This window comes from Methylosinus sp. C49, from assembly GCF_009936375.1.
GTDB lineage: Bacteria > Pseudomonadota > Alphaproteobacteria > Rhizobiales > Beijerinckiaceae > Methylosinus.
Genome location: NZ_AP022332.1, coordinates 1,665,095 through 1,688,668, shown reverse-complemented (window position 1 = coordinate 1,688,668; position 23,574 = coordinate 1,665,095). Strand labels below are relative to the sequence as shown.

Annotated in this window: 32 protein-coding genes; 13 read left to right on the top strand and 19 right to left on the bottom strand. The window is 65.3% G+C overall.

The features are described from left to right. Nucleotides 1-90 precede the first annotated feature (90 nt). Nucleotides 91-1,068, bottom strand: coding sequence for a UPF0104 family protein (locus tag GYH34_RS08140; RefSeq protein ID WP_161913140.1), 978 nt, complete (start codon nucleotides 1,066-1,068; stop codon nucleotides 91-93). 170 nt (nucleotides 1,069-1,238) lie between these two features. Here GYH34_RS08140 and GYH34_RS08135 point away from each other — a divergent pair, with 170 nt between their 5' ends. The 3 genes from GYH34_RS08135 to GYH34_RS08125 are packed head-to-tail and all read left to right on the top strand — an operon-like array spanning nucleotide 1,239 to nucleotide 3,537. Then, nucleotides 1,239-2,162: a TIGR04222 domain-containing membrane protein gene (locus GYH34_RS08135; RefSeq protein WP_161913139.1), complete on the top strand. Its 924-nt coding sequence runs from the start codon at nucleotides 1,239-1,241 to the stop codon at nucleotides 2,160-2,162. A gap of 5 nt (nucleotides 2,163-2,167) precedes the next feature. Further along, nucleotides 2,168-2,992, top strand: a complete 825-nt coding sequence (locus GYH34_RS08130; protein ID WP_161913138.1) for a DUF692 domain-containing protein — start codon at nucleotides 2,168-2,170, stop codon at nucleotides 2,990-2,992. Next, complete coding sequence (locus GYH34_RS08125; RefSeq protein WP_161913137.1) at nucleotides 2,983-3,537, top strand: hypothetical protein; 555 nt, start codon at nucleotides 2,983-2,985, stop codon at nucleotides 3,535-3,537. The genes GYH34_RS08130 and GYH34_RS08125 overlap by 10 nt, the downstream gene beginning before the upstream one ends. Before the next feature lie 12 nt (nucleotides 3,538-3,549). Here GYH34_RS08125 and GYH34_RS08120 read toward each other — a convergent pair whose 3' ends face one another. Next, nucleotides 3,550-3,924, bottom strand: coding sequence for a flagellar export protein FliJ (locus tag GYH34_RS08120; RefSeq protein ID WP_024879142.1), 375 nt, complete (start codon nucleotides 3,922-3,924; stop codon nucleotides 3,550-3,552). A gap of 239 nt (nucleotides 3,925-4,163) precedes the next feature. On the opposite strand from GYH34_RS08120, the gene GYH34_RS08115 reads away from it, so the two are divergent. Beyond that, complete coding sequence (locus GYH34_RS08115) at nucleotides 4,164-4,658, top strand: cupin domain-containing protein (protein ID WP_161913136.1); 495 nt, start codon at nucleotides 4,164-4,166, stop codon at nucleotides 4,656-4,658. 12 nt (nucleotides 4,659-4,670) lie between these two features. Here the strand turns inward: GYH34_RS08115 and ruvA are convergent, their stop codons facing one another. After that, complete coding sequence (gene ruvA / locus GYH34_RS08110; protein WP_161913135.1) at nucleotides 4,671-5,285, bottom strand: Holliday junction branch migration protein RuvA; 615 nt, start codon at nucleotides 5,283-5,285, stop codon at nucleotides 4,671-4,673. Between the two features lie 238 nt (nucleotides 5,286-5,523). After that, nucleotides 5,524-6,048, bottom strand: a complete 525-nt coding sequence (gene ruvC, locus GYH34_RS08105) for a crossover junction endodeoxyribonuclease RuvC (protein WP_161913134.1) — start codon at nucleotides 6,046-6,048, stop codon at nucleotides 5,524-5,526. A gap of 1,557 nt (nucleotides 6,049-7,605) precedes the next feature. Here ruvC and GYH34_RS08100 point away from each other — a divergent pair. Genes GYH34_RS08100 through GYH34_RS08090 form a run of 3 tightly spaced genes read left to right on the top strand, consistent with a single transcriptional unit; the run spans nucleotide 7,606 to nucleotide 8,900 of the window. After that, the gene (locus GYH34_RS08100; RefSeq protein WP_244635351.1) at nucleotides 7,606-8,010 is read left to right on the top strand and encodes a type II toxin-antitoxin system RelE/ParE family toxin; all 405 of its coding nucleotides are present in this window, start codon (nucleotides 7,606-7,608) and stop codon (nucleotides 8,008-8,010) included. After that, nucleotides 8,000-8,554: a helix-turn-helix domain-containing protein gene (locus tag GYH34_RS08095; protein WP_161913132.1), complete on the top strand. Its 555-nt coding sequence runs from the start codon at nucleotides 8,000-8,002 to the stop codon at nucleotides 8,552-8,554. The genes GYH34_RS08100 and GYH34_RS08095 overlap by 11 nt, the downstream gene beginning before the upstream one ends. Then, entirely contained in the window at nucleotides 8,532-8,900 is a 369-nt protein-coding gene (locus GYH34_RS08090; RefSeq protein ID WP_161913131.1) for a DUF3467 domain-containing protein, read from the top strand. Before GYH34_RS08095 ends, GYH34_RS08090 begins: the two co-directional genes overlap by 23 nt. 23 nt (nucleotides 8,901-8,923) lie before the next feature. Here the strand turns inward: GYH34_RS08090 and GYH34_RS08085 are convergent, their stop codons facing one another. The 3 genes from GYH34_RS08085 to GYH34_RS08075 form a co-directional block, all read right to left on the bottom strand. Beyond that, nucleotides 8,924-10,057: an L-lactate dehydrogenase gene (locus tag GYH34_RS08085; RefSeq protein WP_161913130.1), complete on the bottom strand. Its 1,134-nt coding sequence runs from the start codon at nucleotides 10,055-10,057 to the stop codon at nucleotides 8,924-8,926. A 28-nt stretch (nucleotides 10,058-10,085) separates the two neighbouring features. Continuing rightward, nucleotides 10,086-10,355, bottom strand: coding sequence for a hypothetical protein (locus GYH34_RS08080; RefSeq protein ID WP_161913129.1), 270 nt, complete (start codon nucleotides 10,353-10,355; stop codon nucleotides 10,086-10,088). A gap of 109 nt (nucleotides 10,356-10,464) precedes the next feature. Then, entirely contained in the window at nucleotides 10,465-10,902 is a 438-nt protein-coding gene (locus tag GYH34_RS08075) for an iron-sulfur cluster assembly scaffold protein (protein ID WP_161913128.1), read from the bottom strand. Nucleotides 10,903-11,033: 131 nt separating this feature from the next. On the opposite strand from GYH34_RS08075, the gene folE reads away from it, so the two are divergent. From folE to GYH34_RS08055, 4 genes are all read left to right on the top strand, one after another. Beyond that, complete coding sequence (folE, locus tag GYH34_RS08070; RefSeq protein ID WP_018264614.1) at nucleotides 11,034-11,663, top strand: GTP cyclohydrolase I FolE; 630 nt, start codon at nucleotides 11,034-11,036, stop codon at nucleotides 11,661-11,663. Nucleotides 11,664-11,685: 22 nt separating this feature from the next. Next, on the top strand, nucleotides 11,686-12,096 hold the full coding sequence (hisI, locus tag GYH34_RS08065; protein ID WP_161913127.1) for a phosphoribosyl-AMP cyclohydrolase: 411 nt from the start codon (nucleotides 11,686-11,688) through the stop codon (nucleotides 12,094-12,096). A 32-nt stretch (nucleotides 12,097-12,128) separates the two neighbouring features. Beyond that, complete coding sequence (locus GYH34_RS08060) at nucleotides 12,129-13,067, top strand: glutaminase (RefSeq protein ID WP_161913126.1); 939 nt, start codon at nucleotides 12,129-12,131, stop codon at nucleotides 13,065-13,067. A gap of 124 nt (nucleotides 13,068-13,191) precedes the next feature. Further along, on the top strand, nucleotides 13,192-14,223 hold the full coding sequence (locus GYH34_RS08055) for a patatin-like phospholipase family protein (protein WP_161913125.1): 1,032 nt from the start codon (nucleotides 13,192-13,194) through the stop codon (nucleotides 14,221-14,223). 46 nt (nucleotides 14,224-14,269) lie between these two features. Here GYH34_RS08055 and GYH34_RS08050 read toward each other — a convergent pair whose 3' ends face one another. Further along, nucleotides 14,270-14,701, bottom strand: coding sequence for a CBS domain-containing protein (locus tag GYH34_RS08050; RefSeq protein ID WP_161913124.1), 432 nt, complete (start codon nucleotides 14,699-14,701; stop codon nucleotides 14,270-14,272). Between the two features lie 63 nt (nucleotides 14,702-14,764). Continuing rightward, nucleotides 14,765-15,547 (bottom strand): rhomboid family intramembrane serine protease, encoded by a 783-nt coding sequence (locus GYH34_RS08045; protein WP_244635317.1) that lies wholly within the window; start codon nucleotides 15,545-15,547, stop codon nucleotides 14,765-14,767. Nucleotides 15,548-15,708: 161 nt separating this feature from the next. Between GYH34_RS08045 and GYH34_RS08040 the strand changes: the two genes are divergently transcribed. Continuing rightward, nucleotides 15,709-16,305 carry a PAS domain-containing protein gene (locus GYH34_RS08040; protein WP_161913122.1) on the top strand — a complete coding sequence of 199 codons (597 nt, stop codon included), beginning with the start codon at nucleotides 15,709-15,711 and terminating at the stop codon, nucleotides 16,303-16,305. A 63-nt stretch (nucleotides 16,306-16,368) separates the two neighbouring features. Here the strand turns inward: GYH34_RS08040 and smbP are convergent, their stop codons facing one another. Further along, nucleotides 16,369-16,704: a small metal-binding protein SmbP gene (smbP, locus tag GYH34_RS08035; RefSeq protein ID WP_244635316.1), complete on the bottom strand. Its 336-nt coding sequence runs from the start codon at nucleotides 16,702-16,704 to the stop codon at nucleotides 16,369-16,371. Between the two features lie 147 nt (nucleotides 16,705-16,851). Continuing rightward, the gene (locus tag GYH34_RS08030; protein WP_161913121.1) at nucleotides 16,852-17,058 is read right to left on the bottom strand and encodes a hypothetical protein; all 207 of its coding nucleotides are present in this window, start codon (nucleotides 17,056-17,058) and stop codon (nucleotides 16,852-16,854) included. A gap of 611 nt (nucleotides 17,059-17,669) precedes the next feature. Between GYH34_RS08030 and GYH34_RS08025 the strand changes: the two genes are divergently transcribed. Then, on the top strand, nucleotides 17,670-17,879 hold the full coding sequence (locus GYH34_RS08025) for a hypothetical protein (protein ID WP_161913120.1): 210 nt from the start codon (nucleotides 17,670-17,672) through the stop codon (nucleotides 17,877-17,879). Between the two features lie 7 nt (nucleotides 17,880-17,886). Here GYH34_RS08025 and flgI read toward each other — a convergent pair whose 3' ends face one another. From flgI to GYH34_RS07985, 8 genes are all read right to left on the bottom strand, one after another. Continuing rightward, a complete protein-coding gene (gene flgI, locus GYH34_RS08020; protein WP_161913119.1) occupies nucleotides 17,887-18,981 on the bottom strand; it encodes a flagellar basal body P-ring protein FlgI in 1,095 nt (364 codons plus the stop codon). Continuing rightward, on the bottom strand, nucleotides 18,981-19,445 hold the full coding sequence (gene flgA, locus GYH34_RS08015; RefSeq protein WP_161913118.1) for a flagellar basal body P-ring formation chaperone FlgA: 465 nt from the start codon (nucleotides 19,443-19,445) through the stop codon (nucleotides 18,981-18,983). The genes flgI and flgA overlap by 1 nt, the downstream gene beginning before the upstream one ends. Further along, a complete protein-coding gene (gene flgG / locus GYH34_RS08010) occupies nucleotides 19,442-20,230 on the bottom strand; it encodes a flagellar basal-body rod protein FlgG (protein ID WP_161913117.1) in 789 nt (262 codons plus the stop codon). The genes flgA and flgG overlap by 4 nt, the downstream gene beginning before the upstream one ends. Nucleotides 20,231-20,248: 18 nt before the next feature. Further along, complete coding sequence (locus GYH34_RS08005; protein ID WP_161913116.1) at nucleotides 20,249-20,569, bottom strand: flagellar hook-basal body complex protein FliE; 321 nt, start codon at nucleotides 20,567-20,569, stop codon at nucleotides 20,249-20,251. After that, on the bottom strand, nucleotides 20,566-20,985 hold the full coding sequence (gene flgC / locus GYH34_RS08000) for a flagellar basal body rod protein FlgC (RefSeq protein ID WP_161913115.1): 420 nt from the start codon (nucleotides 20,983-20,985) through the stop codon (nucleotides 20,566-20,568). The genes GYH34_RS08005 and flgC overlap by 4 nt, the downstream gene beginning before the upstream one ends. A 6-nt stretch (nucleotides 20,986-20,991) precedes the next feature. Then, a complete protein-coding gene (gene flgB / locus GYH34_RS07995) occupies nucleotides 20,992-21,375 on the bottom strand; it encodes a flagellar basal body rod protein FlgB (protein ID WP_024879118.1) in 384 nt (127 codons plus the stop codon). A 72-nt stretch (nucleotides 21,376-21,447) separates the two neighbouring features. Then, nucleotides 21,448-22,533, bottom strand: coding sequence for an EscU/YscU/HrcU family type III secretion system export apparatus switch protein (locus tag GYH34_RS07990; RefSeq protein ID WP_161913114.1), 1,086 nt, complete (start codon nucleotides 22,531-22,533; stop codon nucleotides 21,448-21,450). 13 nt (nucleotides 22,534-22,546) lie between these two features. Then, complete coding sequence (locus tag GYH34_RS07985; RefSeq protein WP_161913113.1) at nucleotides 22,547-23,572, bottom strand: flagellar motor switch protein FliG; 1,026 nt, start codon at nucleotides 23,570-23,572, stop codon at nucleotides 22,547-22,549. Between the last annotated feature and the right edge of the window lie 2 nt (nucleotides 23,573-23,574).

Below are 23,574 nucleotides of genomic sequence, written 5' to 3'. Positions count from 1 at the left end.
GGGCGCCTCCCTTCAAAACGCAGAGCCGGCCCGCCTTCGAGGCGGCCGGCTCTTCGTCGTTTCAGGTCCTTTTTCGCGCCAGTTCGGCCGTCAGTTCTCGCTGTCGGCGCGGCCGCGCAAGGTTTCGGCGAGACGTCCGCGCTCGAACAGCAGCACGACGACCAGAGCGAACAGCAGCGGCACGATGAGATAGAGCAGGCGGAACACCAGCAGAGCGGTCAGCACCTTGAGCCGCGGCACATCCGGCATCGCCTTGATGAAGATGAGCTCGAACACGCCGAGCCCGCCGGGCGCATGGGAGACCAGCGCGGCCGAGAAGGACAGGAGGAAAGTGCCGAGCACGACGATATAGGGCGTGCCGCTGCCCTCCGGCAGAGCGAAATAAATAATGCCGGCGGCGCCGATCAGTTCCAGAGGGGCGGCGAACATCTGCCGGATCATCACCTCGGGCCGCGGATACATCACATGGATCTTGCCCAGATCGATCGGCTTGAAGTGCATCAGCGAGCCGATGACATAGAGCGCCACGGCGCCGAGGCAGGAGAGGCCGATGATCAGCGCCGTATGCTCATTGGTGAGCATTTCCGGCAGCATGCCGGAGAGGCGGCCGAGCAGGCTCGGCTGATAGGTCAGCAAAATGCCGGTGAGCAGCACTGTGCCCAGGCCGAAAGTGTAGGAGCACAGCACCACCAGCACCGCCACCTGACCGGCCGTCAGGCCCTTGGTGGAATAGGCCCGGTAGCGCACCACGGCGCCGGAGAACACCGACGCGCCGATATTATGCGAGAGCGCATAAGTGGTGAATGAGCACAGCGAGATGAACACCATGGAGATGTGCTTCACGCCGAGGTGCAGCAGCGCGATCCGATCGTACCAGGCGAGCGCGGCATAGGCGAGCAGAGAGCAGAAGCCGGCTGCGACCCAATGGGAGACGGGAATGGCCCGAAGATCGGCCCAGACCTCCTCGCCGACCGACTCCCCGCGAAATTCGCCATAGAGAAGATAGAAAGAGGCGATGACAGCCACCAGCCCGACGAGAGGCCAGACAAATTCCAAAATTTTTTTCATGGGGCGCTGCGGGTTCGGCGCTCCCGGTGCGGAGCGCGCGTTCTCACTGGCATGGCCACGCCGCGACCGCAAGCCTGAATGCCGGCGTCGTTCCGGCGTCGGCTTGTCCGCAGCGCGGGGGCTGCTAATCTGCGCTCCACAATTTCTTTTCAGCCAGCGCGGGGGCGCCTATGGCCGGCATTTCGATCCTCGGCCTTCCGGGGCCGGAGTTTTTAGGCCTCTACGCCGGCGTGGCGGCGCTGACGCTCGGCCTGTCCTTTCTCTTCATCCGCGCGGCAGATCCGACGCGCGACATGGCCCGGCTGAAAGTGCCGAGCGAGCCCGACGCCATCGCGCTCGCCTATCTCTCGGGCGGCGTCAATAATGTCATCCGCACGCTTTTGTTCGATCTGCGCCAGCAAGGCTATGTGGGCATAACCGACGGGCGGCTGGAGCGGGCCGCCGGCGCCCAGTCCGGCCGCGTGCTGGACGCGCGTTCGGCGCGCGTGCTGATGGCGCTTTCGGCGCGGCCGACGCCAGGCGAGCTCTTCGCCGATCCAGCGCTGGCGGCCGATATAGAACGACTCTGCGCGCCAGAGCGGCGGCGCCTCGTCGAGAATGACCTGCTCGCGCCGCCCGGCGTCGGCCAGACCGCCGGCACGGCCTTTATCCTCGGCTCGATCGTCCTCCTCGGCCTTGCGGCCAGCAAGCTGGCGGCAACGCTCCTCGCCGGCCATCACAATGTGATCTTCCTCATCGGCATGGCGGCGGCCGCCGAAATCTTCCTCTGGATGCTGACCTCCAAGGCCCGCAAGCGCATCGCCAGCGCGCGCGGGACAGCCTATCTCGCGGCGATCAAGCGCGCCTATGGGCGCAGCCTCTCCGAAAAGCTCGGCCAGGCGAAATCGCGCCCCACCGGGGCTGCGGCTTTCGACGCCGGCTCGCTCTTCCTCGTCTCGGTCTTCGGCTATGAGGCGCTGAAGGGCGCCCTAGAGCCGGAATTCATGAGCCTATTCAGGAAGTCGGCGAGCGATTCCTCCGGCTCCTGCGGCTCGTCCTGCAGCGGCGGCGGAGACGGCGGCGGTGGTTGCGGCGGCTGCGGCGGCGGCGACTGAACCGCATGGCGACGCCCGCAGAGCTGCGCGCCGGCCTCGGCTATCGGCCGCAGTTCTGCGCCGATCTCTTCGCCAATCGCGAAAAGATCGAGATCGTCGAGGTCATCGCCGACCATTATCTCGACGCCTCGCGGGAAAAGCGCGCCGAGCTCGATCTCCTCGCCGATCATTTCCCGATCGTGCCGCATGGGCTCGATCTCTCGCTCGGCTCCGCGGAGGGCGTCGATCCCTCCTATCTGCGAAAGCTGGCGCGCCTCGTCGCCCGGCTCGACCCGCCCTGGTGGAGCGAGCATCTCGCCTTCACCAGGGCGGGCGGAATCTCCATCGGCCATCTCGCCGCCCTGCCCTACACGCAGGAGGCGGCGGAGGCGGTGGCGCGCAATGTCGAGACCGTGCGCCGGGCGATACCCACTCCGCTGATCCTCGAAAATCCGACCGTCATCGCGCTCGTCCCCGGCTGTGAGATGGACGAGGCGGGTTTCCTCACCCGCGTGCTGGAGCTGACCGGCTGCGGCTGGCTCTGCGACGTCACCAATCTCTACACCAACGCCGTCAATCAGGGCGTCGATCTGGAGGCCGAGCTCGACCGCTGGCCCTTCGAGCGCGTGGTCCAATTCCACATCGCCGGCGGTCGGCGGCTGCGCGGCCTGCTGATGGACAGCCATGACGCCCCGGCGCCGCCGGAAATCTGGAGCCTGCTCGAGAAAATCCTGCCCCGCGCGCCGAATGCGCGGGCGATGGTGCTGGAGCGGGACGAAAATCTGCCGCCCTTCGGCGACCTGGTCGAGGAGGTCGCGCATGCGCGCGCGATCGGCCGCCTATGCCGCTGAAGGAGACGCAGGCGCTGCTGGCGCTTCTCTATACGGACGAGACGTTCCGCGAGGCCTTCTTCCGCGCGCCGCTCGAGCGCGCGCGGCAATTCGGGCTCGGCGAGGCGGAGGCCGAGAGCTTCGCCCACATCGATCCCGCCGCCGTCGCGCGTTTCGCCGATTGTCTGAAGGGAAAGCGGACGCTCGACGCGCGCAAGACGCTGCCGCTGACCCATACAGCGCTGGGCGCGCGTTTCGATCGCGAGCTTTTCGCCGCCATCTCCGGCCCGCCGCGGCCGGGGCGCCATCGCGCCGATGCGGCCGCGCTCGCAGCGCGCCTCGCGCGCGCCGAGCCCCAATGGATCGGCGATCTCGCGCGCTTCGAGCTGGCCTTTGTCGAGGCGGGCGCGCGCCACAATTGTTTTGCGCTGCGGTTCTTCCGCTATCCGGTCGCCGAGATCGCGGAGCAGCTCGCCTACGGCGCTGCGCCGGGCGCGACGAGGCGTCCCAGCGTCGGCGTCTGGCTGCGGCTTTTCGGCTCGCGCCTCTTCTATTTTCTGGCCTGAGCCAGAAAGACCTCAGACGCGCCGCTCGGCGACGAGATCGATGACGCGATCGCCGCCACGGTCGCGGGCTTCCTGGCCCTGCGCCTTGCCCAACTCCTCGGCCGCGTCCTTCATATGCGTCTCCGCCTCGACCAGCTGGTCCTTGAGATCGGCGACAGAGCGCAGGAGATTGTCGCGGCGGGTGCGCGCGGCCTGAGCATAGGTCGGATAGGCGAAGTGATTGGGGTCGGTGATATTGGCCCGCTGCTCCTCATGAGCGATCTCGCGATCGAGATCGCCCGTCATGCGGGTGAATTCGGCGATCATCGTCTGCAGCTGCGCCACGCGGCGCCGGCACTCTTCGGCGTGAAAACGTTTCAGCCGAACCAAGGCATCTCGCGACTTCATGACACTACTCTCCGGCACAAGTTACTTACGACACATGCGAACACAATCGCTTTTTCGCGAGACGAGCGGAAATATGGCGCAAGGAGGTTGCTCGAGTGTTACTGCTCGACGTTTCTCGCGCCGAAACAAAAAAGCGCCGCAATTTCAATCATCCCACTCGGCCAGTCGGAGCCGCGCCCTATATCAGCGGCCGCGGGCGCTGCACGTCCTGAGGTTTCTGACCTGGAGAGGAGGCGGAGATGAGACGAGCCTTTGCAGTCATTGCGGCGGCCGGGGTCGCCGCGCTCCTTTCGGCGGCGCCTTCGGGCGCCGATCATGTGGGGACGCACAAGGTCCTCTTGCCGGGCGACATTCCCTTCACGGCCGGGCCGCCGTCGCTGCCGGCCGGGGTGGAGGCCGCCGTCCTCTATGGCGACCCCGCCAAGGAGGGCATATTCGTGATGCGGCTGAAGGCGCCGGCGGGCTACCGCGTTCCGCCGCATACGCATCCCAAGGCGGAGGTCGTCTCGATCGTTTCCGGGCGGATGCGGCTCGGCCTCGGTCAGGCGGCGGATCGGGCGAGCGTCGAGGAGCTGCCGGCGGGCGCCTTCTCCGTCATGCCGGCGGGCGTGGCGCATTACGCTTTCTTCGACGCGGAGACGGTGCTCCAGATCGACGCCATGGGGCCTTGGAGCATAGATTACGTCAATCCCAAGGACGATCCGCGCAATCAGATCGCGCCGGCGCAGCGGTGAGCGGCGCGGCCGTCAGCTCGCCAGCTCCTTCAGCCCACGGCGGATGAGCGCGCCGGTGTCGGCCCCCTCGCCCATCGCCTCGAGGCTCTTGGCGACGGCCGCCGCCGCCTGCGGGCGCCCATAGCCGAGATTGACCAGCGCCGAAATGGCGTCCTGCGCCGCCTGGGGCGCCGCCGCCGGCTCCTCGCCGGAAAGCCGCGCCACCACCGGATCGATTCCGGCGAAGGCCGGGGCCTTGTCCTTCAGCTCGGCGACGATGCGCGCCGCCAGCTTGGGGCCGACGCCGGAGGCGCGCGCCACCATCGCCTTATCCTGCCCCGCAATGGCCGAGGCCAGCTCGCCCGGCGAGAGAATGGACAAAATGGCGAGCGCCACTTTCGAGCCCACCCCCTGCACGCTCTGCAGCAGGCGGAACCAATCGCGCTCGGCCTCCGACGAAAAGCCGAACAGACGTATGGCGTCCTCGCGCACCTGCGTCTCTATGGAGAGCGCCGCCGCCTCGCCCACGGGCGCGAGCTTCTGCAGCGTGCGCGCCGAGCAGCTCACCACATAGCCGACGCCATGCACGTCGATGATGACGAAATCCTCGCCATAGGAATCGACGATTCCCTTGAGCTTGCCGATCATCTCGCCCCCGCGATGAAGGCCGATCCGATGCGCCCACCGGATGATGGGATGAAGCTTCCCTCATCCTGAGGAGCCCGCGCAGCGGGCGTCTCGAAGGACGAGGGAAGCGTCACGCGCGGCCTTCTGGATCTCGCCCTCGCGCTTCGAGACGGTCGCTTTGCGACCTCCTCAGCATGAGGGCGAGGGCGATTGTCGCCGGACCGCGCGCCTTCAGGCTCGCTCCTCGAACGAAAGCCGCTCATCTCGCCCCCGCCACCAGCTTGCGCGCGGCGATGCGGCCGGCGCGATGATGGGCGTGGCAGATGGCGACGGCCAGGGCGTCGGCGGCGTCGGGACTCTCGGCCCGGCTCAGCGGCAGCAGCACGCGCACCATCATGCCGATCTGGTCCTTATCGGCGTGGCCATTGCCGACCACGGTCTTTTTGACGACATTGGCGGCATATTCCTCCACCTCGAGCCCTGCGAGCGCCGGCGCCGCCAGTGCGACGCCGCGCGCCTGTCCGAGCTTCAGCGCCGATTGCGGATCGCGATTGACGAAAGTCTCCTCGATCGCCGCCTCATGCGGCGCATAATCCGCGATGATGCGCGCGAGGCCGCGCTGCAATTGCGCCAGCCGCTCGCCCATGGAGGCGTCGCCGTCCGAATGCAGCGAGCCGCAAGCGACAAAGGAGAGCCGCGAGCCGCGCGACGCCTCGACGACCCCCCAGCCCGTGTTGCGAAGGCCCGGGTCTATGCCGAGAATGCGAATCGTCTCTTCCGTCATGGCGGGAGGTTAGGGGGAAAGGCGCGCGAGGGGTAGCGGCCTCTCTCGCGCCGGGCGCGCGCCCACCTCCCCCTCGAGGGGGGGAGGTCGATCGCCGAAGGCGAGCGGGAGGGGGTGATCCCCGAGTCGCGGGCATCGACCCCACCCCGGACCGCTCCGCGGTCCGACCCTCCCCCTGAAGGGGAGGGTGGAGGGCGAAGCTTTTTGGATACTGCGCGCCGCGAGCGACGAAAGCGCGCGGCTTCGCGCCCGCCGCCGAAATTCGGCGCGGGAGGATGGGAGGTCCGGGACGCGGCGGCTCCGTTCGGCCGTCGCTTTGGTGAGAAGAGCGCATCGAAGCCGGACAGCATCCCGGACCACGGCTGCCTTTTCTGTTCGCCGCCTGCGGGCTCAGGGTTGTTTTCCCCTTTCGGGTAGTCTATCCCCGCGCGAGCCTCGGAAATTCGGCCGACTTTCGCATGTGTTCCCACATGCCTCCGCACGAAGGAGAAGTCGTGCCGGCGGCGTGGCGTCGCTTGAGACGAGAGAGGGTCTGCCCCCGCCCTTACGAACCGCACCCCCGCCGACGCCGCCTACCCTTCAAGACGACGCCCCACCGGCGGAGGCAGGACGAAGATAGGAATTTAGTCCGCACGTGTCAAGAGGCGGGCACATGCCGAAAGGGGCGTGCTCACCCTCCCCTTCAGGGGGAGGGTCGGCCGGCGATAGCCGGCCGGGGTGGGGTGCAACGGCAGAGACTCGGGGCGTCACCCCCTCCCGAGCGCCTGCTGCGCTCGACCTCCCCCCTCGAGGGGGAGGTAGAAACGCCTCTTCGATTACCGCTTCTCGTTCGCCCATCGCCCTGTGCGGCCGTCCTGGCCGGGCTCGTCCCGGCCATCCACGCCAGCGCGCCGAGGCGTGGTGGAAGTTTGGTGTAACGCCGAAGCTCCGGCTGCGTCCAACATGGGAACAGAACCCGTCGATGGCGGACGCTTTCCTGCGGTTTCTCAGCTGCTTGGCGTGGATGGCCGGGACAAGCCCGGCCAGGACGACTGCAGAGTTTCGCGATGTGTGATCCGATAGCCCTCGAGGGGATCGCCGAAGGCGGGCGGGAAGGGGCACTCTCCGGGGCGCTGACCCCACCCCGGACCGCTCCGCGGTCCGACCCTCCCCCTAAAAGGGGAGGGTGGGCGGCCGAATGCAGCGAGCCGCAAGCGACAAAGGAGAGCCGCGAGCCGCGCGACGTCTCGACGAGCCCCTGCCCGTGTTGCAGAGGCCCGGGTCTATGCCGAGGATACGAATCGTCTCTTCCGTCATGGCGGGCTGCTAGGGGGGAAAGGGCGGCGACGGGTAGCGATCCTCGCAAATTTTTAGAGCCGAGCGCGCCGTCGGTCGTGTTTTCTCCGTCGTTTGTGACGCGGGCAGGCATGTTACCGTTGGATCAGCCGGAACCGGCCTTCACATCCGATGTCGGCCGGAATATCGTCCAGTAAGGCTTTTTGTTTTGCTCAGTGAACAAAATTGCGAAAAGCCACCAACTGAAATCGTTTGCCGATTTCGCAATTTTGTGATACCTGTATGGCCGTTAGGTGGACGTTCCGCGCCTATGTCTCTCCTTCCGGGAGGAAGGATGTCTGGAAGTGGTATCTCCGCTTGCCGGTCCCAGCCCAAGCGGAATTTGACGCCCTTCTTGCCTACCTAGTGCAGAGGGAGAAAGCCGAATGGAGAATGCCAGACTTCAAGTTGCTCACAGGGCGGCTTTCTGGGATCGGCGAACTGCGATTTAACTCCCAAAAAGTCGAATATCGTCCCTTCGGGATTTTCGGGCCGAACGACAACGAATTCACGTTGCTGATCGGGTGCAGCAAAAAATCGTCGGCATATACCCCGCAAGACGCCAGAGAGACGGCAGCCGAAAGAGCAACCCTCGTGAGGGCTCTACAGGTCGACACCCACCTATGGGAAGACGACGATGAAGGTTAAAAAGGTTTTCGAAAAATTCAAGAGCAAGGAATACCGAGACGCATATGTGGGAGCACATGTGCGCCGATGGATTGCGCATCAAATTCGCGCTCTTCGTGAAGCGCCGGAACGGAACTGGAAGCAGGGGGAATTGGCTGAGCGCATGGGAAGGCCCCAGAGTGTCGTGTCTCGGCTAGAGGACCCATCCTATGGCAAGATGACGGTTCAGACTTTGCTGGCGACGGCCGCGGCGTTTGATGTCGCGCTGATAATCAAGTTCGTGGACTACAAGACCTTTCTCGGTGAAGCAGAAGATTTATCTTCATCTCGAATGGAGGCTCATTCGTTCGACAACGCTATCTACGGACAGCAGATTATCACAGCCTCAATGGAGGAATTGAATATTTTTGAACGTGGATTTACGCATGTTTATACTCATATCATTTCTGAAGAGCCCCATGAGTCTCGGCTACAGCTGTCAAGAACTCTAAATGAAAAGACATTTGATCAAATCGGGCTCAATCCAACCAGGAGTGTTGCTAATGAATCCGTCGCAAGGCACTAAAACAAAAGCCCCTCCTAAGGGCGAAAATGCGCTCGTCGTTAATGACGTAGCATTTGTAAAGTCTACCAATTTCAAAAACACTTATGCAAACACGTTTCGTGTCCTCACGGGCGCAACCGAGGTTAGCGTTGTGTTCGGATTTCAGACTCAGATACCGAATATGTTCAAAGGCACGCAGATCGTGACTCCAACAATTGAAGATGAGGTCGCCGTTATATTAAGTCCGACGACTCTGAAGGTTCTGTCTGAGCAACTAAAAGTTGTTGTTGCGGACATTGAAAAAGCTACGGGACCTATAGAGATTCCAGAGAGAATTCTTTCGGCGATCGGGCTCAAGATAGCATAGCGCCTCGACGCGGCTCACGAGGCCTAAGAACTCAAAATCCCCCGCCCCACGCCCTTCACCTCCCCCACCCCGCACAACATCATCCCCACCCGCAGCTCCGCCGCGAAAATATCCAGCATAGTCTCCACGCCCCCCTGCCCCGCCGCGGCCAGCGCAAAGGCGTAGGCGCGGCCCAGAGCCACGCCCCTCGCGCCCAGCGCAAGCAGCCGCAGGACGTCGAGGCCGGAGCGGGCGCCGGAATCGGCGAGGAGCAACAGATCGTCGCCCACGGCGTCGGCGATGCGCGGCAGCATGCGGGCGACGGAGCGCGCGCCGTCGAGCTGGCGGCCGCCGTGATTGGAGACGATGATCGCCTCCACGCCGCAGCGGACGGCGTCGCGCGCGTCGGCCTCGTCCAGCACGCCTTTCAGAATGATGCGGCCCGGCCAGCGCGCGCGCACCCAATCCAGCGTGGACCAGTCGAGCGTCGGATCGACATTGGCGGCGATGTCGCGCAGATAATTCTTCTGCTTCATCGCGCCGCCGAGATAGGCCGCGACATTGCCGAGATCATGCGGCCGGCCCATGAGGCCGACATCATAGGCCCAGGCGGGCTTGGCCAGCGCCTGCATCAGGCGCCGCTGCGGCGCGAATGGCCCGGCCATGCCGGAATGGGCGTCCCTATAGCGAACGCCCAGCGCCGGCAGATCGACGGTGAAGACGAGATGCTCTATCCCCGCGGCGCTGGCGCGCGCGAGCATATTCTCCATGAAGCCGCGATCTTTGAGCATATAGAGCTGCAGCCAGATCGGCCGCGCGCTCGCCGCGGCGACCTCCTCCAGCGGGCAGACCGAGAGGGTGGAGAGAATGAAGGGAACGCCCTTTTTCGCCGCCGCCCGCGCGCCCTGAACCTCGCCCCGCCGCGCGAACATGCCGGACATGCCGATGGGCGCGATCAGCACCGGCAAATCCGCCGCGACGCCGAGCCATTGCGTGGAAAGATCGACGCCGGCGACGCCCTGCATCACGCGCTGGCGCAGAGTGACGCTCTGAAGGTCCGCCATATTGGCGGCGAGCGTGCGCTCGGCGCCGGCGCCGCCGTCTATATAGTCGAACAAAAAGCGCGGCAGGCGCCGCCTTGCGGCCTCGCGATAATCGGCGGCGGAGGAAATAATCATCGCGTGCCTCTCGTGACTTGCGCGGCGCTCATGCGAATTTGCCGATCGCCTTGGCGGAGGCGATCGCGCGGAACGTATGGAAATTGGGGCTCGCGCCGGTCTCGCGGCAATAGCGGTCGAAATCCTCGGCGCCGACGTCGATCATGACGACATCCCAGCCGCTCGCGCGCCAATTGGCGATTTCCTTCGCTTGGAGGCGAAGCCATTTGTCGTGCGTGTCGGCGGGATAATTATCGACGCTGTAGCGCAAGAGCTCGTGATCGGCCGCGGAGACGCGCGGGAGATAGGTCGTCGGCACTCGCAGTCTCCCATGGCGCGCAAGTCGCCGCCGCCGGCCCGTCGGAGACGAGCCGGCCCGAGCGGCGCCGTCTCGCGCCGCGCCAGAGGGAACGCCGAAGCGTCCCCCCTCAGCCCTGTTGTCGCTTCTCGATCTGCCCGATCGCGTCCACGACGGCGTCGAAGGTCAGGAGCGTCGAGGCGTGACGCGATTTGAAATCGCGCACAGGCTCCAGAATGGCGATGTCCTCCCATTTTCCCTGGGGCGGAGCGCCATTTTCCTTCAACATCTTGCGGACGGTCTCGCGCAGGTCGCGCAGCTCTTGCGGCGTGGAGCCGACAATGTTGCGCGCCATGATCGAGGAGGCCGCCTGGCCGAGTGCGCAGGCTTTGACCTCATGTGCGAAATCCGCCACTTTTCCATCCGATAGGGTGAGATCGATCGTGACGGTCGATCCGCACAGCTTGGAATGGGCGGTGGCGCTCGCGTCTGGAGCCTCGAGACGACCGACGCGCGGTATCTGCGCGGCGAGCTCCAGTATGCGCTGGTTGTAGACTTGATCGAGCATTGTGGCCGATAAGTTGCTAGCGGGGGGGGTTACGTGGAATCCTTCCACTGAGTATATAATTCCGCAGGCCGCGTTGAAAGCGGCCGTCTTCCCCGAAGTGGTCGGGCCAATCGTCTATCTGGAGGCGCCACATGGATGCCGTGGTTAAGTCCTTGCTCGACCGTAACGAGACGGCCGAGACTCCCGTCGAGCGCCCGACCCGCGAGGAAGCGGAGGCGGCAGTGCGCGTGCTGCTGCGCTGGGCGGGCGACAATCCCGAAAGGGAGGGTCTCAAGGAGACGCCCCGCCGCGTCGTGAAGGCCTATGAGGAATTCTTCCGCGGCTATCAGGAGGACGCGGGCGAGGAACTGGCCCGCGTCTTCGAGGAGGTCGAGGGCTATGACGACCTCGTGCTGGTCCGCGACATACCGTTTTTCTCGCATTGCGAGCATCACGTCGTTCCTTTTGTCGGAAAAGCGCATATCGCCTATTATCCGACCGGCGGCGTCGTCGGCCTCTCCAAGCTGGCGCGGCTCGTCGACGTCTACGCCCGCAGGTTGCAGACGCAGGAAGCCATGACGGCGCAGATCGCCACCGCGATCAACCAGCATCTGACGCCGCGCGGCGTCGCCGTGCTGGTGGAGGCGGAGCATATGTGCATGTCCATGCGCGGCGTGATGAAGCAGGGCTCCTCCACGGTGACGGTGCAGTTCTCGGGCGTGTTCCGCGACGATCCGGCCGAGCAGGTGCATTTCTACACGCTGCTGCGCGGCGCCCGCTGACCGCTTCCCCGAGGGAAATCCTATGTCCGCTCTGCCGCCGGCCGAGGCTCATGCGCTCGAGGAAGGGCTCGCCCTCACGCCGCGCTATGACGCCCAGGGGCTCATCGTCTGCGTCACCGTCGAGGCGGCGACGAACGAGGTGCTGATGGTCGCCTATATGAACGCGCTGGCGCTCGAGAAGACGCTGGAGACGGGCGTCGCGCATTATTGGTCGCGCTCCCGACAGAGCCTGTGGCGCAAGGGCGACACCTCCGGCCAGGTGCAGAAAGTGGTGTCGCTGAAGGTCGATTGCGACCAGGACGCGCTGCTGCTCGCCGTCGAGCCCGGCGGCGACGGCAAGGCCTGCCACACCGGCCGCAAATCCTGCTTCTATCGCCATGTCGAGAATTTGGGCGAGAGCGGCGCCGCTCCCCGCCTCGTTCTCGAGAGCTAAAAAGCCCGACATCGCGCTCTGGTGAGGCACAAGTGACCGAGCTCGAAACAGCCGTGCAGGAGATCGCCGCCGAAATGGCGGCGCGGCCGGATCGCGGCGAGGTCGCGAGCTACATCCCTGAGCTGGCGGGCGTCGACCCCGGTGCTTTCGGCATTGTGGTCATCGACGCCGAGGGCCGCGTCGCCGCCGGCGGCGACGCCGACACGCCTTTCTCGATCCAGAGCATTTCCAAAGTCTTCACGCTGACGCTGGCGCTCGGCATGGTGGGCGATCTTCTGTGGCGGCGCGTCGGCCGCGAGCCCTCCGGCAATCCGTTCAACTCGATCGTGCAGCTGGAACGCGAGCGCGGCGTGCCGCGCAATCCCTTCATCAACGCCGGCGCCATAGCGGTGACGGATGTGATCCTGTCCGGCCATCAGCCGCGCGAGGCTCTGGGTGAGATTTTGCGCTTTCTGCAGTTTTTGGCCCAGGACGAGACGATCTATGTCGACCGGGCCGTGGCGGAATCGGAAAAGCGTACCGGCTTTCGTAACATAGCGCTCGCCAATTATATGAAATCCTTCGGCGTGATCGCCAATCCAGTGGATTTCACGCTCGGCGTCTATTTCCACCATTGCGCCATCGCCATGACCTGCCGGCAGCTGGCGATGGCGGGGCGCTATCTCGCCCATTCGGGCCGTATCCCCTCCACCGGATCGTCGGTGGTCTCGGCCGAGCGCGCCCGCCGCATCAATGCGCTGATGCTGACCTGCGGCCATTACGACGGCTCCGGCGAATTCGCCTATCGCGTCGGCCTGCCCGGCAAGAGCGGCGTCGGCGGCGGCATATTGGCCGTTGCGCCCGGCAAGGCGTCCATCGCCGTCTGGTCGCCGGGCCTCGACGCCAATGGCAATTCCCATCTCGGCCGCATCGCGCTGGAGAGACTGGCGCGGCGCATGGGCTGGTCGATCTTCGGAACCGAGCCGGCCTGAGCCGAGCAGCCGATCCGGCCCCGCGACGGCGCCGTTAACCGCCCCGCTACTTTCAGCGCGCAGCCTTCCGCCCAATATAAGAAAAATCAGAAGACGGGCGGAGACGGCAGGCAGGAGAGGCGCGATGACGGCCTTTTTTCGCAATCCCTTCGACAGATGGGCGCCGGATGGCGGCGGCGGGGTCGATGCGCCGCCCATTGCGCGCGAGCCGACGCCACCGCCCGCGGCCGCCCGGCCCAAGATCGGCCTGGCGCTCGGCGCCGGCGCGGCGCGCGGCTGGTCGCATATCGGCGTGCTGCGCGAATTGGCGGCGCATGGGATCGTGCCCGATGTGGTCGCCGGCACCTCCATCGGCGCCGTGGTCGGCAGCTGCTACGCCGCCGGCAAGCTGGACGCCGTGGAGGCCTTCGCGCGCTCCATGACCAAAAGGCGCGTCTTCACCTTCATGGATCTGTCCTTCTCCGGCATGAGCCTCATCGGCGGCGAGCGGCTGCGCGCGGCGCTCGAGAAAGAGCTGACCGACCTCACGATCGAGGATCTGCCGATCCGCTTCGCCGCCGTCGCCACCGAGGTCGGCACGGGACACGAGGTCTGGCTGAAGCGCGGAGCGCTGGCGCCGGCCGTGCGCGCCTCCTACGCTCTGCCCGGCATTTTCGAGCCCGTGCGCATCGGCGACCGTTGGCTCTTCGACGGCGCGCTCGTCAATCCCATTCCGATCACCGTCTGCCGGGCGCTGGGCGCCGATTTCGTAATAGCGGTGAACGTCACCGCCGACACCATGTATCGCTCCCATGTGATCCACGATCATCACGCCCATGCCGGCGGCGGCCGCGCCAAAGAAAGCGCGCCCTTCGCCGACGCCTCGGAGCCCGGCCTCGCAGCGCATCTTCTGCCGCGCTATTTCCAGCGCCGCCCCGGCGCCGCGCCCAATGTCGCCGCCTCGATGATCGACGCTTTCAATATCATCCAGGACCGCATATTGCGCTCGCGCATGGCCGGCGATCCGCCAGACGCGACCATCCATGCGCGTCACGAGGATGTCGGCATGTTCGACTTCCACCGCGCCGAGGAATTGATCGAGCTCGGCCATGAGGCGACGAGGCGCTCGCTGCCCAACATCTTCGCCCACATACCGCTCGTCGGCGCGACGCCGTGAGCCGCTGACGAGCGGCTCCGGCGTCACCCTCGCGGAGCGGCGGCGCTCAGGCGGTCGCGATATAGGCGCGAAGCTCCTGGCGCTCGGACTCGATCTCGTCGATCCGGCATTTGACGACGTCGCCGATCGAGACGAGGCCGGCGAGACGCCCGTCGCGCAGAACCGGCAGATGACGGCGGCGCTCCACCGTCATCGCCTCCATCGTCGCTTCCAGCGAATGATCCTCGGCGATCGACATGGGATCGGCGGTCATGAAGCGCGCGACCTCGTCGCAGAGCGCCTCGACGCCGTAGCGCGCAATAGCGCCGACGATGTCGCGCTCGGTGATGAGGCCGACGATCTCGTCATCGGCGCTGACGACGACGAGCGCGCCTATGCCGCGGCGGGTCAGCTCCTCCGCCACTTGCAGCAATGTCCGTCCAGGCGCGATGGTGACGACCTCGGCTCCCTTGCGGGCGAGTATGCGGGCGACATTCATATGAAATCCCTCCCCTCTCGCTAGTTTATCTCAGCGCTGCCGACTTGCGGCTAGCTGTTGCGGTTACTCACGGCCTCCCTCGCGCCGACGGTCGAAGGCGCCGAACAGGAGAAGCCCCGCCACAAAGCCGCCGACATGCGCCTCCCAGGCGATCTGCTCCGTCGACCCCGCCGCGCCGGGAAACAGGCCGAAGATCAGATTGGCCGCGAACCAGAGGCCGACGAAGGCGAGAGCGCGCCGGTTGGACCAGAGCTCGGCGAGGCTCGACGCGCGCCGCGACGCATAGGGCGCCCCGATCCGCGAATCCTGGGCGAAAGCGAAACGCGCGCTCGCCGCCATGGTTCCCGAGATCGCCGCCGAGGCGCCGACGACCGGGCCGAGATCGAAAGGATGGATCGCAAAATGCGCCGCCGCGCCCGCCGCCGCCGTCAGCGCCATGAAGGCGAGGAAGCGCGCCGCGCCGAAACGGCGCGAGAGAGGCGAGCCGAAGGCCGCCAGCGTCACGCCATTGACGGCGAGATGCGTCCAATTGGCGTGCAGCAGCGCATAGGTGACGAAGGTCCACCAGGGCAGACGCTCCGCGCCCAGCGCCTCGGCGATATCGCCGGCCTCGACGCCCGGAGCCAATTGCCCCGCTATGGAGCGCATGAAGGCGTCCGGCGCCAAAACGATCGAGATTCGTCCCGGAACGAAAGCCAGCGCCGAGAAGATCTCGGAGACCGTCGCGCCGGGCAGAGCGCCGAGCGCGAATTGGATCGCCGCGAGCGCGGCGAGCAGCGCCGTGACCTCGCCGGGCAGATTGAGGATTTTCTCCCTCTGTGGCCTCGCCTCGAAACGATCATTCATCTCAGCGCCGTCCTTCAGGCTCGCCGGAGCCATTGCGCGTGGTTACCGATTTCTTGCCGCTGGCATGCGGCCTGCTCTTCAGCTCTCGTCGCTCGGGGGCGGGCGGCAGGGCGCGCCGATTCGACGCAAAGTCCTTCACGATACGCCGTTTTGGAAACAAAATGAGACACAAGGTCAACCAGCAACTCTACGCCTATTGGAGCCGCTTGAAAGGGGCGCGATCGGCGCCCGAGCGATCCGAGATCGATCCGGCGGAAATTCGCGAGGCGCTGCCCGATTCCTTCATCATCGAGATCGACGAGGCGGGCCGCTTTCCGATCCGCCTCTGCGGCACACGGCTGAACGCGCTCTGGCTCGACGAGCAGAAGGGGAAGTCCTTTCTCGATCTGTGGTCTGCCGAGGACCGCCGCACGCTCGCCTCGGTCATGCTGACCGTCATCGACGGCGTGGCTCCCGTGGTCGCCGGAGTCGAGGGACGCGCCGGAGACGAGGGCGACGTGTTGGAGCTCGAGCTGCTGCTGCTGCCGCTGCGTCATTTCGGCAAGACGCATTCCCGCGTTCTCGGCGCCATCGCGCCCGCGCGCCGTCCGCGCTGGCTCGGCGTCGCGCCCGCCCATCCGCTGCGGCTGACGTCCTTCCGCGTCATCGCGCCCAGCGAGGCGCATTTTCGTCTGTCGGAGCCGGTCGGCCGCCGCGTGGTGCGACCGGGCGCCCCGGGGCGGCCGGAACTGGTGCTCTATCGGGGCGGAAAAGCATGAAATGTCAGTTTTGCCGGTCGTAGCGCGCCCCCGAGAAGGGGCGCGCCGACCTGGGACGAGAAATTACTTCGCGACCTGCTTGAGCTCCGCGTCGGCGGCCTTCACATGCTCGGCGGCCTGCGCGAGATGGTTCTGGCGGGCCTCGTCGATGGTGGCCTTCAGATGGTCGATCGCCGCGGCGAGATGCGCGTCCGGCTTGAACTTCTGCAGCGACTCGGCCTTCTCCAGCGCGAGATCGGCGTGATAGGCGAGAAGCCCAGTGTCCTTCAGCTTGACCTGCGTGATCGCTTCCTCGACATGGTTGGAGGCCTGATCGAGCCGGTCGTCGGCGCGGGCGATCGTCGAGGCGAAAAGCGCGCCGCCGAAAGCGAGCGTGAGAACGGCGGTTTTGAGCTTCATGGTCGTTTCCTCATGATCCGGCGGCGCGCGCATCGTCGCTGAGCGCTCCGATTTATCGCGGCCGCCGATGATCGTGTCTTGCATTTAAATGCAATGAGGGCGCCTTGCTAGCCCGTCAGTGGGATTTTCCGCCACGCCTTGCGCGCCTCACCAGAACTTCAAGGCGGAGAGCAGGCCTTTTTGCGCGACCTGGCGGTCCTGCTCCTTGAGCTCCAGGAAGATCCGCCGCGCGCTCGCCCGCAGATCGAGCAGCTGCTCGTCCGAAATATCGAAATCGACCGACGCCGACCGCAATTCGCGGCGCGCCGAATCGAGCTTCTCCTGCAGCAGGGCGATCAGGGAATTCTTTGCCATTTTCTCGCTCTCTCACTCGCTTGGGCGAGCCTGAGAGCGGGAGCGAAAACAACGCTCGAATTCCCTTTGCGGGCCTCAATCAGATTCGCCGGTCGGGCCTGCATCCGAGGCCCCTCGGTTCTCTTGAACGCTCACGCTCGAGCGTCGGCGCCGATTATCTTTGAAGTTTCGCCGATCCGCAATCCGGCCGTAGAGCCCTTCGAAAGCTACGCGAAGCCCACTCGGCGACGCCACGTCGGTAGCGTATGATTATTGCGCAGTCACTTGACTCTATTGGGCGATCTAGACGCAGCGCTCGCAAATGCCGCAATGGCGAAGCGGCGACGCATCGATCGCTTCGCGCTCGCCGATTCAACGTGTTGCGTCGCGCCTGTCGCGCTCTCGCCTATTCCCGACCAGGACCTCTCATGCCATTCGCTCGCTGCGGCCTCGCCGCCGCGGCCAGGCTATGTCACGCCCATGGCCTCGGGGACGCGCAACGCACACGCGAGCGCGACGTCCCGCCGACGCCCACCGAGCCGGCCCTCATCATGCGCATCGACGCCCCTTCCGCAGGACGGCCTCCGCGCCCAAATGAGACGTGGAGGCCGATCGCGTTAGCGGAGGAGAATATGGGCGATCAGATCGAGCTTTCGCTCACGCTGGAGCGCAGCGATGCAGCGACTCTGCTCGAGAGTCTCGAGCGTCAGCTAGAAGCTCTGCAGAAGATCGAGCACACCGCCGGCGACGAGCTCTATTCCGCAGCGCAACGTGAGAAGACCGCCATAATACCCGTCATAATGGCGCTGGAGAGCGCCTTGCGCGCGAGCCGACCGCATTGATCCTTCATCACTGAATGACGAGATCCGCCTGCAAGGCGCCGGCCGTCTTGATCGCCTGCAGGATCGAGATGATCCCTGTCGGCTTCAGGCCGATCTGATTGAGCCCGCGCACCAGCGTGCGCAATGTCGGCCCTTCCAGCGTGGCGACGCCGCCGACCTCCTCGGTCGCGGTAATGCGCGTCTGGCTGGTCACGGTCGTTCTGCCATTGGAGAAAGGCGCCGGCTGCGAGACTTCCGGCGTTTCATTGATGCGCACGGTGAGGCCGCCATGCGTCAATGCGACAGGCGAGATCTTCACATCCTGGCCGATCACCACAGTGCCGGTGCGCTCGTCGATGACGACGCGCGCGGGCGTGCTCGGCTCGATGCGCAATTCGCCGATCTCGGCGAGCAGACGCGTCGCGCCGCCGCGCGTCGCCGTCAACGAGATGGTCCGATTGTCGCGCTCGCGCGCGATGCGTTGATGGTATTTCGCCTGCGAGTAATGATTGATCGCGTCGACGATGCGCACCGCGGTCGCGAAGTCGGGATTGCGCAGCTCCAGCATCAGCGCCCCATCCTCGCTGGAGGGTCGCGGCGCCTCGCGCTCGATCGTCGCGCCATTGGGCACGCGCCCCACAGTCGCGACGCCATGCGTCAACGTCTCGTTCTGACCGCCGACGGCGAAGCCCGAGACGGCGATCGGCCCTTGCGCGATCGCATAGACATTGCCGTCTATGCCGGTGAGCGAGGTGAGCAGCAGCGTTCCGCCCATCAATGACGTCGCATCGCCCATAGCGGAAACAGTGACGTCGATCGTCGAGCCCCAGCCGACGAAGGGCGGCAGCGCCGCCGTCACCATCACCGCGGCGAGATTGCGCGTGCGCAACGCGCTGTTGCGCACATTGACGCCGAGCCGATCGAGCATGGACGACACCGACTGCTCGGTGAAAGGCGCGTTGCGCAGCGTGTCGCCCGTGCCTTGCAGGCCGACGACGAGGCCATAGCCGAGCAGCTGATATTCCCGCGCGCCGCGCGGAAAGGTGATGTCCTTGAGCCGCACCGAAGCGAGCGCCGGCGCGCTCATCAGCACGAGCAGAGCGAGCGCGACGAGCCTGCGCATCAGCCCTCGCTCACACGAATGGAGCCGTCCGCCTGCACGCGGCCGGTGACGACGAGCCCGCTATCCTGATTGCGCACGCGGATGAGATCGCCGACCGAGCCGGCCTGCAGCGCCGAGCCGTAAGCGACGATGACCATGCCGCCTTCATCGAAGACGATCTTCACCGACGCATTGATCGTGACCACCTTGGGCGCATCGACGGCGATGGTCGGGACCGGGCGGTCCGGCAGCAGCGTGCGCCGCGCGACCTTGCCGATGAGCGCGCCTTTCGTCTCCGCGACGGAGCCGTCCACGCCGCCGCCGAAGCCAAAGGCGCGCTCGCCGAGCATCGATTCACGAATGACGTCGCCCGGATAGATGACGCCCAACGGCACGGGGAGCATGCGCTCCTCCGCGCCGAGCGGCGAGAGGCCGCAGGCGACCGCGGCCAGCACGAGAGCGACGAGCCGCGGCGGCCGCATCATCTGATTCCCTTCGACACAGTGCCTTCCATCTCGTCCACCGCTTGGATCACCTTTGAGCTGAGCTCGAAGGCGCGCTGCGCGGAGATCAGATTGACGAGCTCCTTGACCGGATCGACATTCGAGCTCTCGAGATAATATTGGCTGATCGTGCCGAAGCCCGGATCGCCCGGCACGCCGACGACCGGCGCGCCGGAGGCGACCGTCTGGCGGAAGAGATTGCCGCCCAGCGCCTCGAGACCCGATTCATTGGCGAAATTGGCGATGGTCAATTGGCCGAGCTGCTGCGGCGTCGTCTGCCCGCCGATAGTCGCCGAGACGATGCCCGATTGATTGACCGTGATCGCGGTCGCGTTGTTCGGAATGACGATGGTCGGCGTCACCAGATAGCCGTCGCCCGTCACCAATTGTCCATTGGCGTTGGTGCTGAAAGAGCCGGCGCGGGTATACACAGTCTCGCTGTCGGCGCCGACGATCTGGAACCAGCCGCGGCCTTGCAGCGCGAGATCGAGCTGATTGCCCGTCTGCGTCAGCGAGCCTTGCGTCTGCAGGCTGCGGATCGCCGCGAGGCGCACGCCGAGGCCGGTCTGCGAGCCTTCCGGAATCGTCGCGTCGCGGCCGCGGTTGGAGACGCCCTGCAAGCGGTCCGCCTGATAGAGCAGATCGGTGAACTCCGCGCGCGAGCGCTTGAACGCCGTCGTGTTGATATTGGCGATATTGTTGGAGAGAACTTCGATATTCTGCTGCTGGGCGTTCATGCCCGTGGCCGCGATGGCGAGCGCTCGCATGATTCTACCGATCCTTGTTCAAATCGTCATCCGGCTGATTTCCTGATAGGCGCCGACCGCCTTGTCGCGCACTGCGATCGCCGTCTGCAAGGCGCGCTCGGCGGACATGATCTCATCCACCACCTGCTGCACGGAGGCTTTGCCCTGCACGCCGGCGATGGACGCCGCCTCGCTCGATTTCACCTTGTCGACGACGCCCGTCGTGAGCTGATCGAGCACTTGCGCGAAAGACGCCCCATCGACAGATGCGGCGGCTGCGCTCTTCGTCGCGCCGCTCAGCGCCGAGACGCCGGCGCTGGAGGCGACGGAGGAGACGATTCCGGGGACGAGTCCGATCATTGGCTTCCCTTCAGCAGATCGATCGTCATGGTCAGCAGATCGCGCGTCTGCTTCATGACCTGGAGATTGGCCTCATAGGCGCGATTGGCCTCGCGCATATCGGCCACTTCGGTGAGAATATTCACATTCGGAAACTTCACATTGCCGTTTTTGTCCGCAGCCGGATTGCCCGGATCGTGCTCGACGCGGAACGGCGTGCGATCGACGCCGACCGCGCCGATATGAACCAGCTCCGCGCCGCTCGCGCGATCGAGCTCATTGGCGAAGGTGACGGTCTTGCGCACGTAAGGATTCGCGCCCGCGGTCTGGCCCGTGGAGCGCGCATTGGCCATATTCTCCGCGACGACGCGCAGGCGCGAGGATTGCGCCTCGAGACCTGCGCCGGAGATTTTCATGGAGGCTTCGAGAGCGTCCATCTCGCATTATCCCTTCAACGTCGCCATCCACATTCCGTGGAACGACTTCATGATGCTGGTGCTGAGCGAGAAGGCGCCGCGAATCTGGCCCGCCTTCATCATCTCCTGCTCGAGGCTGACCGAATTGCCGGAGAGGCTCGTCTCCCAATTCGCGCCTTCCTTCGGCGAGGACGCGCGCGGATCGAAAGCCGCTGTCTGAATATGCAGCCCATTGGTGCCGGCGAGCTCCAATGCGCTATGATCGAGAACCTTGGAGAAAGGCGCGACATCGACCGCCTTGTAGCCGGGCGTATTGGCGTTGGCGATGTTCTGAGCGACCACCGATTGACGCGCAGAGAGCCAGCTCCGCTGCTTTTCGACGAGATCGAAGAGATAAACAGGCTCGACCATAATGCCTCGCGCAGATTTGGTAACGGAAAATTAGCCGTTCGGTCTTGCGTCAAGCTGGACTTGGGTCAGCAATCAGCGAGACGCAGGACGCGACGCCTGACCGCTGTTGTGCAGAAAATGAATGAGCTCCGCGATCGGACGATAGAATTCCGACGGGATCATCTTGTCGACCTCGACATGATCATACATCGCGCGCGTCAACGCCTGACGCTCGAGCACGGGCACGCCGTTCGCCTCGGCGATCTCTCTGATCTTGAGCGCGATCAGATCGGTTCCCTTGGCGACGACGAGCGGCGCGCCGCCCTCCTCGCGCACATAGCGCAGAGCGATCGCGTAGTGAGTAGGATTGGCGATGACGAAGGTCGCGCGCGGAACCGCCGCCATCATGCGCTTGCGCGAGCGATCCAAGGCGATGGAGCGCAGGCGCGCCTTCACCATCGGATCGCCTTCCGATTGCCGATGCTCCTCCTTGATCTCCTGCCGGCTCATCCGCATGTCGCGCCGCCACTTCATGCGGCTCCAGGCGAAATCCGCCATGGCCAGCAGGACGACCGGAATGCAGACGACGCTGGTGAGACGAATGACGAGCTTGAGCAGCAGACCCGGCACTTGTCCCGGCTCGACGCGCATCGCATCGGTGATGAGCCCGCGGTCGACATTGAGCGAAAAAATGACCGCGCCTGCGATGATGACGATCTTCGCCACCGATTTGGCGAGCTCTACGAGACCCGTGACGCTGAAGATTCTCTTTAGTCCCTCGCGCGGCGAAATGCGCGAGAGATCGGGCTCGATACGCTGAAAGACGAGGCGCGGAGAACCCTGAATAAAGGCCGCCACAATCGCCGAGACGATGAACATCCCGAGGATGGGCGTCAAAAACCGCGCTGTCTCCAGCACGACCGTCCGAGATTGCATATAGGCGTCCGCGGCGTTGGCGAGCGCGAATTGTCCGACATTGCCGAGCATCAGCGCCATCGCTTCCGCGAGGCGTGGGCCGACGGTCTGAAACACGAAGGCGGCGCAGAGCAGAAAGGTGAGAAAGAGCGTCGCGATCGACAGATCGCGCGAAACAGGCGTCTTGCCCTGCTCGAGCGAGTCGAGAATCTTCTTCTCCGTGGCCTCTTCTGTTCGTGATTCGGCGTCTTCCGTGTCGCTCATCGATCAGAGGCCGTCATTCGGCGGCCTCCTCGGGAGCGGCGCTGGACAAATCGATCTTACCCTGCTCGGCCAGCCTCAGCACGGTATCGGCGATGATGCGGCGCGCCTCCATGATGTCGCGGCGCGGCGGCGAGGCGCCGCCGGAGAGCTCGGCCTCCACCATGCGCCGCGTGCGCGCGGAGAGCGCCGCGAGCACGAAGTCGCGAACGTCCACCTCCGCGCCGCGCAGCGCCATAATGACGCGATCGGCCGGAATGGCGTCGAACAGTATCATGCGCGCGCGGACATTCAGCTTGGTGATGTCCTCGAAGTTGAACAGCATGCCCTTCAGCGCTTCGGCGTCGCGCGGGCGGCGCTCGGAAAGGCTGCGCAACACGCCTTCGGCATGCTCGCGCTCCATCTTGTTGATGATCGCCGCGAGCTTGGCGTTCTTCGCCGCCGAGGCGGTGGCCTCGGAATTCTGCAGGAGCTCCTCCTGCAATGTCGTCTCCACCAATCGCAACGCCTCATCCGTGACGGGCTTCGACGACAACATGCGACGCATCACATCGTCGCGGAAATCGGCCGGCAGCACGGATAGCGCCTTGGCGGCTCGCGCCGGATCGATCCGCGACAGCGTCAACGCCGCCGTTTGCGGATGCTCCTTGGCGAGATATTCGATGAAGGCCGCCTCGGGCGCCGCGCCGACGCGATCCCACACCGCGCTATTGGAGCTGCCCAGCACATCGGACATGATCTCGGCGATCTGGTCGGGCGGGATTACGCCCGCCAGCAGCTTTTCCGCCTCGCCCGCCGTGCCGCGCAGATCGGAGCCGCCGCTCTCGAGCTGCGACATGAAATCTTCGATGAGCGGCTCGATCGTGCTCGCCGGAACAGCGCCGAGCCCGGCCGCGAATTTGGTGATCTGCCGCAGCTCGTTCCGATCGAAATGCTTGAGAACGCGCTGCGCCACATCCTTGTCGACCGACAGCAGCAGCGCCGCGACTTTTTCCGGGCCGTTGAGCGTGCGGCCTGCATCGGCCGCGATCAGATTCGTCATCG